This window comes from Streptomyces sp. TG1A-8 (genome assembly GCF_030499535.1).
Taxonomy (GTDB): Bacteria; Actinomycetota; Actinomycetes; order Streptomycetales; family Streptomycetaceae; genus Streptomyces.
Window position 1 is genome coordinate 6296523 of record NZ_JASTLB010000001.1, and the last position, 13388, is coordinate 6309910.

Genomic DNA, 13388 nt, shown 5'->3' on the forward strand with positions numbered 1-13388 from the left:
CGCGGGTGGTGCGGCCGGTTCGGCGGCGGGGCCCTCCACGGGTTCCGCCGCCGCCCGGAGCTCGGTCGTCAGCTGTAGATCCCCAGCTCGTGCAGGGAGTAGCCCCAGCTCGTGCCGCGCGCCGTCAGCTGCAGGCGCACGTAGCGGGCGGTGGCCGAGACCTCGATGGCGTCGACGTCACCGTCGCCGGTGGTCGTGGAGTACACCGGACGCCAGTTGCTGCCGGCGTCGGGGACCCGCACTTCGTAGGACTTGGCGTAGGCCGGGTCCCAGACGAGCTGCAGCTTGCGCAGGGCCTGGGAGGCGCCGAGGTCGACCTGGAGCCACTGGGGGTCGCTCCAGTCGCTGGCCCAGCGCGTGTCGGTGCGGCCGTCGACGGTCAGCGCCGGGGGGCAGGGGCAGTCGCCGTAGGACTGCTGGGAGGAGGAGGCGGTCGCGGGCCGGTTCAGCGCCAGATTGGTCCCGCTCACCGGCGGGGGGACGACCTTGACGGACTTGGTCTCGATGCCGGCGTTGCCGTGCCCGTCCTCGGCCTGGACGTAGACCTTCCACACGCCGAGCTTCTGCGGCGCGGTGAGGGCGAAGTTGCCGTTGCCGGTCGAGCGCCACTGGGCCTCGACGAGCCGCTTGTCGCCGCTGGCGTAGTTGCCGCCGAGGAAGACCTTGTACGTGATCGCGTCGTTGTCCGGGTCGCGCACGTCGGCGTGGACGGCGAACTCGCCGCCGGCCGGTGCGGAGGAGGCCGGGGAGACGGTCATGTTGCTGATGACCGGGGGAGTGTTGCCGACGGACGCCGAGCCCGTGTACGCCCTCTTGACGGCGTAGTACGACAGCCGCCTCAGCCCGTCGGGCACGAGGTTGAACCACACGCCCCCGAAGTCGTGCTCGGTGCCGTAGTGGAAGAGGGCGGCGCCCAGGGCCACGCCCTGGTGGCCGGTCACGCAGTTCCAGGCCTTGGTGTACCCGTCCGCCTTCTGCACGTCGGTCGGCTCGTCGGGGACGCCGTTGGCGTCGTGGGGCACCTCCCACTCGCCGGCCGGACCGGTCTCGGTGATGATGTAGGGCTTGGTGTAGCCCCCGTCGATCCAGTCCTGGCGGACCTTGCACACGTTGTTGTACGAGTTCATCGCGTACAGGTCGAGGTCGGGCGCATTGCGCTTGTAGTACGGCCAGGCGCCGGTCCACGCGTCGGTGGAGGTGACCGGGTGGTCGGGGTCGATGCTGTGGATCTTCTCGGCGACGTCGTTGACGAAGCTGGTGTAGGCGTTGCGCTGCGCCTCCAGTTCACTGCCGCTGTAGCAGTTCTGCAGACCGAGGACCGACTCGTTGCCGACGTTCCACATCAGCGTCGCCGGATGGCTCTTGTAGGCCTCCACCCACTTGGCGAACTCGGTGAGCGAGTCGTTCTTGTACGCGGTGTCGGTCACGTAGTTGACGCAGCCGCCGGCGCCCGGCCCGCCGCCCGGCTGGAGCCAGAAACCGTTGATCACGTGGATCCCGTTGGACGCCGCGGCGTCCAGGAGCGCCTTGCTGGAGCCGTCGGTGCCCCAGGTGCGGATCGTGTTGGCGCCCATGGCCTTCACGTCCGGCAGGTACTTGGGAGCGTCGGAGGCCGCCGGGCCCCAGGTGACTCCCTTGACGGTGTACGGCTGGCCGCCCACGGTGAGGCGCCAGTTGCCCTGGCCGCCCTCGACCTTCACGGCGCCCGAGGCGGGCGGCGGAGTGCTGCCGCCGGGGGAGCCGTAGACCTGGAACTCCCACAGCGAGTACCCGTAGCCGCCGGACCGGGCCAGGCCCTGCATCCGGACGTAGCGGCCGGTCCCGGACACGGCCAGGTCGTCGGTGCCGCCGTCGCCGCCGGTCACCGCCTTCAGGGGGTGCCAGTCGCTGCCGTTGTCGGATGCCTGGATCTCGTAGTCCCTGCCGTAGGCGCTCTCCCAGGTCAGCACGACACGGCTGAGGTTCGACCGCTGGCCCAGGTCGACCTGGAGCCACTGCTGGTCGCTCCACTGGCTGGCCCACCGGGTCCCGGTCAGGTCGCCGTCCACCGCGGCGGCGGCCGCGTAGCCGTCTCCTTCCTGCGAGGAAGCGGCGACGGGCTTGCCCTGGGACAGGAGGGTGTCGGCCGCGTGCGCGTTCGGCGCGAGCGCGACGGTGAGCGACGACGCGAGGAGCGCGCCGAGCGCGATAAGGGACACGCCGGCGCGGCGTGGGACGGGTGCGGTCGTGGAAGGTGGTCTGGACACGGGTGCTCCTGACGGATCGGCTCGTCGCGCTGGCTGGCCCCTCCGGGCCGGGATGCGGGGCAGGTGCGTCCGGCTCGGACGGGGAGTGCGGAGGGGTGGCGGGGTCAAGGGCGGGGACGGCCGTCGACGGGACGGGCGAGGGCCCGAGGCCGGCGACAGGGCGTCGCCGTCCTCAGCGCGGACGCCGTGGCCGGCCCGGTTCGCGTCCCGGTCCACTCCGGCACCGCGGTCCGCACGCCGTCCCCGGGTGTGGCCGACGATCACGCCGTTCCTGTTGGCGGCCGGGCCGGCGGTGGCCTCGGCCGGCCCCGCGCCGTCGATGCGGAAGCGCAGGTCCTGGGGGACGGCGGGGTCGGCGGAGTGGTCCGCGGCGGCACCCCGGGGACCGGTCTCCAGCGGGGTGGGCGGGTCGGCCGGACCGGTGCCGACGGGGAAGCCGGACGGCCGGACGCCGTCGGCGACCTCCATGACCGCTGCGCCGTCGCGCCGTTGCGCCGTTGTGCCGTTGTCCGGGACGGCCGTGGCCGGGCCCGGGCCGGAGCGGACCGTGCCCGGCCGGTTCATCCGGACCGCCCGGTCGGCGTGGTGGACGCAGGCCGGTGCCCCGTGCTGCTCCCGGCCGCCCGCCGTCGCGGGCTTGCCCCGGGACGGCGGGCGGGAACCGCCTGGGCCGCGGCGGTCGGGGGAAGCGTGAGCGGGGCGCCGGCGAAAGAGGTGGGAAACGCTCCTGCGATCCCTCCGGACGCTGCAGTGGCCCGTCCTCCTCGTGACGGTCCCGCCACGGCATCGACTGCGGACACGAAGTCGGCTCCTTGACTCGGGAGGTGCGGTGATCAAAGAGGATGGGAGAGCGCTCTCCGAAACCATGCCTCTTCGCCAGAGGCAGGTCAAGGAATCCAACGCGGCTTTTCTTTTGGTGTGAGTTAAGCCGTGTCGACCGGGGGTGGGCCGCCGCCGGTGACCGGCAGCACCGGACGGGCGGCCGGACGGGCGGCCCCTCCCGGAACGGAGGCGCGGGGCGGTGCGCGGCCGCGCGTCTGTTCCTCGAGAAAGGTCCGCGCCGTCCGCCCCGGGCGGGTTCCCGCGCCGGGGCCTTGCCGATGCCGACCTCCAGCCATCGCTCGTGGGCCGCGTCCTGCCGGCCGCTGAGGATGCCCCTGCCGTGGTTCGCGGTCAGGCACCGCATCGGCGACTCGGTCTCCGGGTGGCCCGGGGGATCGGTCGGTCCGCCGGTCACCGCGTGCGGCGGACACGGCGGGGCCGGGGCGAGCGCGGCCGAGTCGATCAGGTACCAGCCCCAGTCGTTGCTGACGGTCACCGTGTTGGCGCCGGCCTTCAGCAGGACGTTCGCGGCCGCCGCGTCGGTGAAGGAGTCGGTGGCCGGCAGCGCGATCTCACCCACACCGGCGTCATTGACCGGCAGGTTCGCCTTCTTGTCGCGGTACGGGGCGTCGTAGCGCACCGACAGCGTGTGCAGGCCGCCGGGACTGTCCGGGACCGTGATCGTCACGCTGTCGCTCGCCTGGTCGAAGCCCTCGACGTGACCGCTGCCCTGGTAACCGGAGACCGAAGCGCCGGCTGTCACACCGTCCCGGGTGCCGTCCTCGGCCAGGTAGACCTGGGCGGAACCGGAACCGACCGGAACCAGAACCGGAACCGACCGGAACCGGCGGCCTGAGCGCTGCCGGGTGCCAGGAACGCCGCCGCCGACAGCGCCAGCGCGCCGGACAGCAGCAGTCCCGTGAGCCCGGAGCGGCGTGGTGTGCGGGGACAAGGCGCACCTCCTCCTCGTGGGGGGTCGCCGCGCCGGAGGCGTCCTGCCCCACCCGGCACGGGAGCGCTCCCGTGAAGTCGGCCGGGGCTCCCGCGTCCATCGTGTGCGCACTGCCGGATGAACAGGCGCGCTGCACGCACACCGGCCGTCGGTCTGCCCCTGGCCGTGCGGGCGTCCTGGCCAGGGGACGGGATCACGCGGCGGCGGTGCGGTGCCCGGAACCCCGGGAAGGCGCGTGCGTCGCTGATCCGGCTGCGGTCCGGACCATTGACGGGGCGTCAGGCCGTGGTTAGCTTCACAGGAGCGCGTCGGTCTTCCTCGCGGCGCGGCCCTCACCCCCACCCCCTTGGTCCCCCTGGTCCCCCCACGTCCGATCGGTTCGGGAGCCCCCATGAAACCCAGCAGATCCGCCTCCGGCATCCTCCTCGCCCTCCTGACAACGTTGTCCATCGGGGTGGCCGCGCCACCGCCGGCCTCGGCCGCTTCCGCGGCGGTGTGCAACAGGTACTGCGACGCCCGGGATCCGGGCCTGAGCCCCCAGGACCGGCAGCCGGTGACGGCCGCGCTGTCGGGCCGCTCGGTCGTGCTGCACTTCGACGACACCGACGCGATGGGCTGGGCGTCCATCGACAACGGCGCTGCCGGCGACGAGGTGTGGCTCGACCGCAGCTTCGACGGCGGCCGCACCTGGGCGGCCGGCAGCAAGCTCGGCGACACGACGGTCCCGTCCGGCCAGCGCGGCTGGCGGACGCTGATGTACAACGTGGACGACTGGAACACCCTGGGGGTCGGAGCGCTGCGGGCCTGCGGGCAGGCGGCCGGCGCCATCGTGTGCACGCCGTGGGCGCGCACCACGTGGAACGCCGGCGACCGGCGGACCGCCGCGGCGACCGCGCTGATGATGTCGTACGACCGCACCACCAAGCTGTTCGGGGGCAACGGATGGTGGACCGGGGCCAACGCGCTGACCGCGATCATCGACAACGCCCGGATCACCGGCATGGGCAGCTACACGTACACCATCGCCCAGACGTACGACAAGAACATCAACGCGCAGGGCGGGCAGTTCAGGAACGAGTACCTGGACGACACCGGCTGGTGGGGCCTGGCCTGGGTGGCCGCGTACGACATGACGGGTGACAGCCGCTACCTGAACACCGCCCGCGCCGACGCCGACCACATGTACGCCAACTGGAACGGCACCTGCGGCGGCGGAGTGCGGTGGAACACCAACGGCAACTACAAGAACGCGATCACCAACGAGCTGTTCCTCCAGCTCACCGCCGCCCTCCACAACCGCATCCCCGGCGACACCACGTATCTGAACCGGGCGAGGAGCGAATGGTCGTGGTTCCGGAACAGCGGCATGATCAACGGCAACAACATGATCAACGACGGTCTCAGCGACGCGTGCGCCAACAACGGCCAGCCGACGTGGACGTACAACCAGGGCGTGGTGCTGGGGGGCCTGACCGAGCTGTACCGGGCCACCGGTGACTCGGCGCTGCTGACCACCGCCCGCACGCTGGCCGACGCCTCGACCGTGCGGCTGCAGACCAACGGGGTGCTGCGCGAGCCGGGCGAGGGCGACTCCTGCACCGGTGACGGCCCCAGCTTCAAGGGCGCCTACGTCCGCGGCCTGGGACGGCTCAACACCCAGCTCGGCGACCACCCGTACACCGGGATCCTCGCGAGCTGGGCGAACACCGCCTACACCCACGACCGCAACCCCCTCGACCAGTACGGCCCGCACTGGGGCGGCGGCGCCGGCACCACGGACTACGGCTGCCAGCAGAGCGCCCTGGACCTCCTCAACGCGGCCGGCTGACCCGGACCGGCGAGGACCTGCGGGGGCCGGTGCGGCGGAGCCGGCCAGGCCCCCGCGGGCACTGGGCTGCCTGTCCCAGCCCCGGACGCCCGCGGATACGGCAGCGTGCAGCTCCCCACCACCGACAGCGGCCGGGAGGTCGCCGGGGACGCCGAACGACAGGGAGGCAGAGGACGGGGGAGACCGGGAGGCATGGCCACCGGCGTCGTGCTGGGCACGGCGGCGGGCCGTCCCGCCGTTTGAGCCGGAGCGCCGCAGCCGCGGCAGCCGGCCGCACGGACGGCGGCGGGGTCACCGGGGGGAGCCGGTCGTCAGGAATGGTGGATCGGGTGGTTCGCCCGCGGCGACGGAGACCCCGGCCCGAGCAGGAAAGCACCTCCGTCGAGGCCGTGCAGGACGGAGTCGGCGGTGGTTTCCGGAGTGAGGTGCGTCGTGTCGAGTACGTGTCCTTCGAATGCGCCGAGGCCGGTGAACTGCCGGTGCAGTGAGCGGATCGGGTCGGGGTCGGTCAGCGCGTCGCCACCGCGGCCGGCCGCCCGGCGCAGCGTCGTGTCCTGATCGGGACGCAGGACGGCGTAGTGCAGCTCGGCACCCCGTGTCCCACCCGTGGTCCGGAACGCGTCGATGAACCAGGGGCCGACGATGCCGTCGCAGATGACCTGGTAGCCGCCGACGGCATAGCCGAAGGCGGCGTCGGCCAGGACACCGATGACGGTTTCGTTCTGCCGGTGGGCCTGCGGGAGGTGGGGAGCGATCGCACCCCGCTTGATGAAGTGCCAGAAGTCGTCGCAGTGCAGGTGGACGCTGGGCGACAGCCGGTCGGCCAGCAGGCGGGCCACGGTGCTCTTGCCCGCACCGGGCGGACCGGTGAGGACGATCACCCTTCCAGGGGGAGGAGCCGGGGTCGTGGCGTCGGTGGTGGGCTGATCCATGCGGCGATCCTTATCACTGGGTTCGACCGGCGCGCCGGGTTCGAAGCGGGCTCCGGCCCCGGCGGGGCGGCGGAGCGGGGCGCGTCCACGGCCCGCCGACGGGCCCGGACGGACCCGACGGGCTCGAAGACCACGGTGGGGCAGGACCGTCCGGATGGCCCGGTCGTCGCTCCGGCTATGTTGGCGGGGACATCCGACAGGCGGGGCTGGCATGCAGAGAACAGAAGAACGGGCCGAGGAGGCCGAGGCCGTCGACGCGGACGGAACGGCGGGGGACGGCACTGCCGCCGGCTGGCCCCGGTGGTGGCCGCTGCTGTTCCTGGGGGCGGCCACCGTGCCCGGTGCGGTGCTCTACTTCGGGGGCAGGTGGATGGAGACGCCGGCGATGCAGGCGTGGCGGACCGTCTGCCTCGCCGTGACCGTGCAGGCGCTGCCCTTCCTCCTGCTGGGCACGGCCCTGTCCGGGGCCATCAACGCGTTCGTGCCGGCGCGGGTGTTCAGCCGCGTGCTGCCGCGTCGGCCGGTGCTCGCCGTGCCGGTGGCCGGTGTGGCGGGGGTGGTGCTGCCGGGCTGCGAGTGTGCGTCGGTGCCGGTGGCGAACAGCCTGATCGGGCGGGGTGTCACGCCCGCGGCCGCGTTCGCGTTCCTGCTGTCGGCGCCCTCGATCAACCCGGTGGTGCTGACTGCCACCGCGGTCGCCTTCCCCGGTCACCCGGCCGTGGTCGCCGCCCGGCTGCTGGCCTCGCTGGGCACGGCCGCCGTCATGGGTTGGCTGTGGTTGTGGCGGGGGCGGGCCGAGTGGCTGCGGCCGGTGGTGCGGCACAGCGGGCACCAGGTGGGCGGCAGCCGGTGGCGGGAGTTCCGGGTCGGCTTCCAGCACGACTTCCTGCACGCGGGCGGATTCCTGGTGGTGGGCGCGATGGCGGCGGCCACGTTCAACGTGGCGGTGCCCCGTTCCGTGCTGGACGTGTTCTCCGGTTCGCCCTGGCTGTCGGTGCTGTTCCTGGCCGGGCTGGCGATCGTGCTGGCGGTGTGTTCGGAGGCGGACGCGTTCGTGGCGGCCTCGCTCAGCGGGTTCTCGCCGGTCTCGCGGCTGGCGTTCATGGTGGTCGGCCCGATGGTCGACCTGAAGCTGATCGCCCTTCAGGCGGGCACCTTCGGCCGGGCCTTCGCCGTCCGGTTCTCCGCCGCCACGGTGGTCGTGGCGGTCCTGTCCAGCGCACTGATCGGAGGAGCACTGCTGTGAAACGCCCGTTTCAGATGACCCTGCTCGTCCTCAGCGGCATCGGCCTGCTGCACGTCGCCCTCTTCACCGACCTCTACCTGCGCTACGTCAAGGAGGGGATGCGCCCGCTGCTCATCGCCTCCGGGGTCCTGCTGATCCTGCTCGGCGTGGCGGACGCGGTCTCCTACGGGCGACGGCGCGAGGACGACGAAACCGCGGACCACGGCGACGACGGCCACGGGCACCACCACTCCGGCGCACCCCGTGCGGCATGGCTGCTGTTCCTCCCGGCGCTGAGCCTGCTCGTCTACGCCCCGCCCGCCCTCGGCGCGTACACCGCCTCCCGCGAGGCCCCCAGGGCCATCACCCACCAGGACGACTTCGACCCGCTGCCCGCGGCCTCACCGCTTCCGATCACCCTCTCCGACTTCACCCGCCGCGTGCAGCAGGACCGCACACGGGCCATCAGGGACCGCACGGTCCGGATGACCGGTTTCGTCACGTCCGGCCGGCGGGGCGACGGCTGGTTCCTGACCCGGATCATCATCTCCTGCTGCGCAGCGGACGCCCAGTCCGTGAAGGTACGGGTCCACGGCACCCCGGCCCCGTCCGCGAACACCTGGGTGGTCGTCACGGGCACCTGGCACCCAGGCGGAACCCTGGGCACGAGCTCCGCACCCGTCGCACTCGACGCCCGTTCCGTGGAGAAGACCGCCAAGCCGGTGAACGCGTACACCGACGCCCTCCCGCTCACTCCCACGAGATGACCCGGTGCTCCTCCGCCCGCCGGTCGCCCCCGCGTTCGGGAGCGGGCGGGGTGTCCCTTCGTGCTGCGCCGCGCGGAGGGGAGCCCGATGCGCCGGCGGGTCTCCGGCGGTGCCGCACGCGGTTCCCCGGCGGCCGTGCGGGCGGGACGCGGTGCGCGGCCGACCGGCCGGACCGGGGCGCCGACGACCGGGACACCGCTCGTGCGCAGCGCCCCGCACCCGTTGGTGCCCGCAGGCCGCTCGCCGGCCCCTCCCGGACGCGAACTCGTGGGGATCGTCCAGGTCGTGGGCGGACGCCGGCACCACGTGCTCGGCTGCGTGGCGCCCCCACGACGGCGGCACCGTTCCCCGCGGCGCTCAGGACGGGCGGGCCGCCGGCCGTCCCCGGTGTCACCGGCGGTGAGTTCGTCGCCTCCGCCGAGGGCATCGGTCACGAACTGTTCACCGCGGCCACCAACCCCGACGCCTCGACCGACTTCGCGGGCCTCGTCGTCCGGGTGGCGAGGGCGCTCGTCCCGGACGGGGTGCTCACCGCACCGGACGCGCCCGTCCTCGAGCGCCTCGGCCCGGGCGACCGGCGGTCGGGTCGCAAGACCCCGTGGGCCGCAGCCGGTGCGCCGCACGATCCGGGCCGCCGGCCCGAACCTCCTGCCCGCCGGACGGACGGGGGTGCTCCTGGTGGCCGCCGCCGAGCCCGGCACTGCCGCCGGACGACCGGCAGCCCGCCCGCGACGCCGCACGCCGACGGCGCGGGTCCGCGGGAGGGCTTCCCCTGCGGACCCGCGCCGTCGGCGTGTTCGGCGGCCGGGAGAAGGACTCAGCCCAGCTCGGCCCCCTGCGCCGCGGCCTCCTCCTCCGTGTGGGCCCGGCTGGTGGCGAGCGTGCCACCGGCGCTCTCGAGGTGCGCGCGCACGAACCACTGGAACTGTTCCAGGTCGCGCAGTTGCCCGATCAGCAGGTCCTCGGTGGCCGTGTCGATCTCGGCCGCCGTCTTGATCGCGGCACGGAGGCCCTCGACCACCCCCGTGTAGACGAGGTCGAGCGCACCGAGGTGGGCGATGGCGTCGGCCCGGCCGATGGAGTAGTCGTCCCAGGTGCGCTCGGCGACCAGTGTCCCCGGCGTCCCCTGGGCGACGCCGCCGAGCGCGGCGATGCGCTCCGCCACGTCGTCGGCCATCTCCCGGACCCGGTCCACCTGCGGGTCGATCATCTCGTGGACACCGATGAAGTGCGGGCCGATCACGTTCCAGTGCACGTGCTTGAGCGTCAGGTGCAGATCGTTGAGAGCGTGCAGACGGAGCCTGAGCACACCGATGAGCCGGCCGGCCGCCTCGCGCTCGATGCCGGGCACCGTGTATTCGGGGGTCAGGTCCTGCGTCATGGCTCACCTCGGTTGTCAGCGGAGTGCGCTTGGCTGTCGACATCACGATTGCCCCGGTTCGACCATGCCAGACCTGGACCGCCGGCGCTCGCCGGGACGTCCCCCACGGGGACGGCGCGGTGCCGCGGCCGGCGGGTCCGTCGCCGGGCCCCGCGGCGCACCGCGCGCCGCGGAGCCTTCCGCGTCCGGGCGTGGCCGGCGTGCGGGAGACCGGGCGGGTGTGGCCCCCTCGTGCCGGCCCCGTCACCCGGATGGCTGGTCCACACCGTGCAGTCCTGGTCCGTCGTCCCAGTTCAGGACGGTATCGAACGCTTGGGCGGGGCTGACGCGCCGTCAGGTGGGTATGCGCGTGTACTCAGCGGCATCGAGGAAGGGGAAAGCCATGTCAGTGCATCCCGAACCTGCCGAAGCGACGCCGGCCGCGGAACACGTGGCCGAATCGATGATCGAGCTGTGGCAGCGCGCACACGAGGACGTCGCTCCGACGATCTCCCGCGAACAGATGCGCGTGCTGCTCGCCCTGGAGAACGAGCAGGCGGGCCCGGACCGGATCGCCCGCTGCCTCGGCGTCAGCCCCGTGTCGATGACGAGGGTGTTCGACCGGCTGGAACGGCGCGCACTGGTGCGCCCGGTCGCCCCCGGGGCCTTCGGTCTCACCGGCGCCGGGAAGTGCGTGCTGGAAGCGACGCGGCAGCGCCGCAGGCAACTGCTGGAACAGACGCTGGTGACCGCCCTGCCGCCGGACCGCCCGGTGCTGCGCGACGCCTTCGACCAGCTCTACGGGCGGGTCAGCCCGCTGGCCCGGGTGCCCCGCAGCCGCTCGCCGCTGTGACGGGGCACCCCTGCGGAACCACGGCGGGGGAGGGAACCGGGCACCGCCGTGCGGCGGGCGCGCAGGATCCCGCCGCCGGGCAGCGGGCCGGTCCTTGCCGCCCGCACCGGGTCCGCCGTTGTCCCCGGTGGGCGCGGAAGGCGCCCTCCCGCCGGGACTTCGGCCGACGGCCGGCCCGGTCGCTACGCGTCCGCGGGGTCCGCGGTCCCGGCTTCGTCCCCGTCGGCGGTCCGCCGCGTCCCCTCCTCGGGCCCGGGCCGGCCCCGCGACGGCTGCCCGTCCCCGGCGGGACGCTGATCCCCGGCGGACCGCTCCTCCTCGTCGAGGTGCTCGCGCACCTCTTCCGGCTTGTCCCCGATCTGTTCCATGGGTTCCCTCCGCCTCGTGGGCCTTCGACGGCTTCCCCCTCCGGGAGCCGTCCCGCGCGGCGGGAGCGGACCCCGGCGGAGAAACGTCACGTCCGGCAAGGAGCGGGTGACGCCGGATCGCAGCCCCGCTCCTGCCGCTCGTGCCGCGGGGTCCTACTGGTTCGACTTCGCCGCGCTGATGTCGCCGAGCGCCGACTCCGCGTCCCGCTCCATGGCCACGTCGCCCAGGGAGACGATGCCCACGGGGTGTCCGTGGTCGACGACCGGGAGGCGTCGGACGGAGTGCTCGCGCATCAGCCGCACCGCGCTGTCCAGGTCATCCTCCGGTGCCACGGTGACGAGGTCGTCGCTGCACGCGGAGGCGACGGACCTGTGGTCCTGGTCGCCGCCCTCCGCGAGCGCCCGCACGACCAGGTCGCGGTCGCTGACCAGGCCGCGCAGTTCGTCGCTCTCGGTCACCAGGACGACCCCGATGTTCTCGTCGCGCATCCGCTGGGCCACCGACGTCACCGGGGTCTGCGGCTCCACCGTCACCAGCCGGCTGGTCATGATGTCGCGTACGTGCTGAGTCATGACGCCTCCCTTCATCGGGTTCCGCGGTGCCGCTCACCGCGTCGCCCCCGACGAGTACCCGGCACGCGCCACGCAGGCACACCCCGATCCCGGCGGACGGCGATCGAACAGGTGATCGGGTCCCGGTGGGTCGGGGCGGAAGTTGCGGCTGCCGCCGTGAGGGCGTTACCTGGAAGTACCCGGCGGTGAAGCGAGCGCATGCGGGGCCGCGGCACGGCCGGGGCCCGCGCCCTCCCGTGCGTCCCCCGGCAGTGGCCCCTCCCTCACCGTCGCCGTCCGGCGCTCGATGCGGAGGTGGCCCAAGTGAAAGCTGTCGTCTATGAGAAGCCCTTCACCGTGGCGGTGAGGGACGTGCAGGACCCACAGATCCAGCACCCGAACGACGTGCTGGTACGGGTCACGTCGACCGCGATCTGTGGTTCGGACCTGCACATGTACGAGGGCCGCACGGCCGCCGAATCGGGCATCGTCTTCGGACACGAGAACCTCGGCATCATCGAGGAGGTCGGCAGCGGCGTGACCTCCCTGTCCGAGGGGGACCGTGTCGTGATGCCCTTCAACGTGGCCTGCGGTTTCTGCAAGAACTGCCTGGCCGGGAAGACCGGTTTCTGCCTGACGGTGAACCCCGGCTTCGCTGGCGGGGCCTACGGATACGTGGCGATGGGCCCCTTCATCGGCGGCCAGGCCGAGCGGCTCAGGGTGCCCTACGCCGACTTCAACTGCCTGAAGCTGCCGCCGGGTGACGAGTTCGAGTCCGACTTCATCCTGCTCGCCGACATCTTCCCGACCGGTTACCACGGATGCGAACTCGCCCAGGTGATCCCCGGCGAGAGCGTGGCCGTCTTCGGTGCCGGCCCGGTCGGTCTGATGGCCGCCTACTCCGCGCTGCTGCGCGGTGCGTCGAAGGTCTTCTCGGTCGACCGGGTGCCCGAGCGGCTCGCCAAGGCCGAGGAGATGGGGGCCATCCCCATCGACTTCACGCAGGGCGACCCGGCCGAACAGATCAAGGAGCAGACGGGCGGAGAGGGAGCCGACAAGGGCGTGGACGCCGTCGGGTACCAGGCCCAGGCGCCCGACGCGAGCCACGAGGAACCCGCCGTCGTCCTCAACACACTGGTCGAGACGGTGCGGCCGACCGGCATGCTCGGCATACCGGGTCTGTACGTGCCCTCGGACCCGGGCGGGCCCGACGAGCACGCCAAGCACGGCCAGCTGCTGGTCTCCATCGGCAGGATGTTCGAAAAAGGGCAGCAGATGGGCACCGGTCAGTGCAACGTCAAGCGGTACAACCGCCAGTTGCGCGACCTGATCATCGCCGGGCGGGCCAAGCCCAGCTTCGTGGTCTCCCACGAACTGCCGCTGGACCAGGCACCCCAGGCGTACGAGAAGTTCGACAAGCGGATCGAGGGATACACCAAGGTGGTGCTGCACCCCGGTCACGCCCTCGCGGCGTAGGACCCGG

Annotated in this window: 11 protein-coding genes; 5 read left to right on the top strand and 6 right to left on the bottom strand. The window is 73.0% G+C overall.

All coding sequences use genetic code 11. The features are described from left to right. Positions 1-68 precede the first annotated feature (68 nt). Together QQY24_RS27810 and QQY24_RS34875 are read right to left on the bottom strand one after the other, a co-directional pair. Positions 69-2246 (bottom strand): discoidin domain-containing protein, encoded by a 2178-nt coding sequence (locus QQY24_RS27810; protein ID WP_301975455.1) that lies wholly within the window; start codon positions 2244-2246, stop codon positions 69-71. A 172-nt stretch (positions 2247-2418) separates the two neighbouring features. Continuing rightward, complete coding sequence (locus QQY24_RS34875) at positions 2419-4470, bottom strand: CBM35 domain-containing protein (protein ID WP_367658056.1); 2052 nt, start codon at positions 4468-4470, stop codon at positions 2419-2421. On the opposite strand from QQY24_RS34875, the gene QQY24_RS27815 reads away from it, so the two are divergent. Next, a complete protein-coding gene (locus QQY24_RS27815) occupies positions 4412-5848 on the top strand; it encodes a glycoside hydrolase family 76 protein (protein ID WP_301975457.1) in 1437 nt (478 codons plus the stop codon). The genes QQY24_RS34875 and QQY24_RS27815 overlap by 59 nt on opposite strands. Before the next feature lie 311 nt (positions 5849-6159). Here the strand turns inward: QQY24_RS27815 and QQY24_RS27820 are convergent, their stop codons facing one another. Continuing rightward, on the bottom strand, positions 6160-6780 hold the full coding sequence (locus QQY24_RS27820; protein WP_301975458.1) for an AAA family ATPase: 621 nt from the start codon (positions 6778-6780) through the stop codon (positions 6160-6162). A 211-nt stretch (positions 6781-6991) separates the two neighbouring features. On the opposite strand from QQY24_RS27820, the gene QQY24_RS27825 reads away from it, so the two are divergent. Further along, on the top strand, positions 6992-8026 hold the full coding sequence (locus QQY24_RS27825; protein ID WP_301975459.1) for a permease: 1035 nt from the start codon (positions 6992-6994) through the stop codon (positions 8024-8026). Further along, entirely contained in the window at positions 8023-8772 is a 750-nt protein-coding gene (locus QQY24_RS27830; RefSeq protein ID WP_301975460.1) for a TIGR03943 family protein, read from the top strand. The genes QQY24_RS27825 and QQY24_RS27830 overlap by 4 nt, the downstream gene beginning before the upstream one ends. 817 nt (positions 8773-9589) lie before the next feature. On the opposite strand, the gene QQY24_RS27835 is transcribed toward QQY24_RS27830, so the two are convergent. Then, positions 9590-10153: a Dps family protein gene (locus QQY24_RS27835; protein WP_301975461.1), complete on the bottom strand. Its 564-nt coding sequence runs from the start codon at positions 10151-10153 to the stop codon at positions 9590-9592. A 382-nt stretch (positions 10154-10535) separates the two neighbouring features. On the opposite strand from QQY24_RS27835, the gene QQY24_RS27840 reads away from it, so the two are divergent. Beyond that, positions 10536-10985, top strand: coding sequence for a MarR family transcriptional regulator (locus tag QQY24_RS27840; protein ID WP_301975462.1), 450 nt, complete (start codon positions 10536-10538; stop codon positions 10983-10985). A 182-nt stretch (positions 10986-11167) separates the two neighbouring features. Here QQY24_RS27840 and QQY24_RS27845 read toward each other — a convergent pair whose 3' ends face one another. After that, the gene (locus QQY24_RS27845) at positions 11168-11353 is read right to left on the bottom strand and encodes a hypothetical protein (protein WP_301975463.1); all 186 of its coding nucleotides are present in this window, start codon (positions 11351-11353) and stop codon (positions 11168-11170) included. Positions 11354-11506: 153 nt separating this feature from the next. After that, complete coding sequence (locus QQY24_RS27850) at positions 11507-11926, bottom strand: CBS domain-containing protein (protein WP_301975464.1); 420 nt, start codon at positions 11924-11926, stop codon at positions 11507-11509. 303 nt (positions 11927-12229) lie between these two features. Between QQY24_RS27850 and QQY24_RS27855 the strand changes: the two genes are divergently transcribed. Beyond that, a complete protein-coding gene (locus QQY24_RS27855; protein ID WP_301975465.1) occupies positions 12230-13381 on the top strand; it encodes a glutathione-independent formaldehyde dehydrogenase in 1152 nt (383 codons plus the stop codon). The last annotated feature ends 7 nt before the right edge of the window (positions 13382-13388 follow it).

Bases quoted from the DNA above. Each gene is read 5' to 3' on its own strand.
- QQY24_RS27815 (WP_301975457.1), top strand. From the start codon at position 4,412: ATGAAACCCAGCAGATCCGCCTCCGGCATCCTCCTCGCCCTCCTGACA.
- QQY24_RS34875 (WP_367658056.1), bottom strand. From the start codon at position 4,470: ATGGACAACGTTGTCAGGAGGGCGAGGAGGATGCCGGAGGCGGATCTG.
- QQY24_RS27820 (WP_301975458.1), bottom strand. From the start codon at position 6,780: ATGGATCAGCCCACCACCGACGCCACGACCCCGGCTCCTCCCCCTGGA.
- QQY24_RS27825 (WP_301975459.1), top strand. From the start codon at position 6,992: ATGCAGAGAACAGAAGAACGGGCCGAGGAGGCCGAGGCCGTCGACGCG.
- QQY24_RS27835 (WP_301975461.1), bottom strand. From the start codon at position 10,153: ATGACGCAGGACCTGACCCCCGAATACACGGTGCCCGGCATCGAGCGC.
- QQY24_RS27840 (WP_301975462.1), top strand. From the start codon at position 10,536: ATGTCAGTGCATCCCGAACCTGCCGAAGCGACGCCGGCCGCGGAACAC.
- QQY24_RS27845 (WP_301975463.1), bottom strand. From the start codon at position 11,353: ATGGAACAGATCGGGGACAAGCCGGAAGAGGTGCGCGAGCACCTCGAC.
- QQY24_RS27850 (WP_301975464.1), bottom strand. From the start codon at position 11,926: ATGACTCAGCACGTACGCGACATCATGACCAGCCGGCTGGTGACGGTG.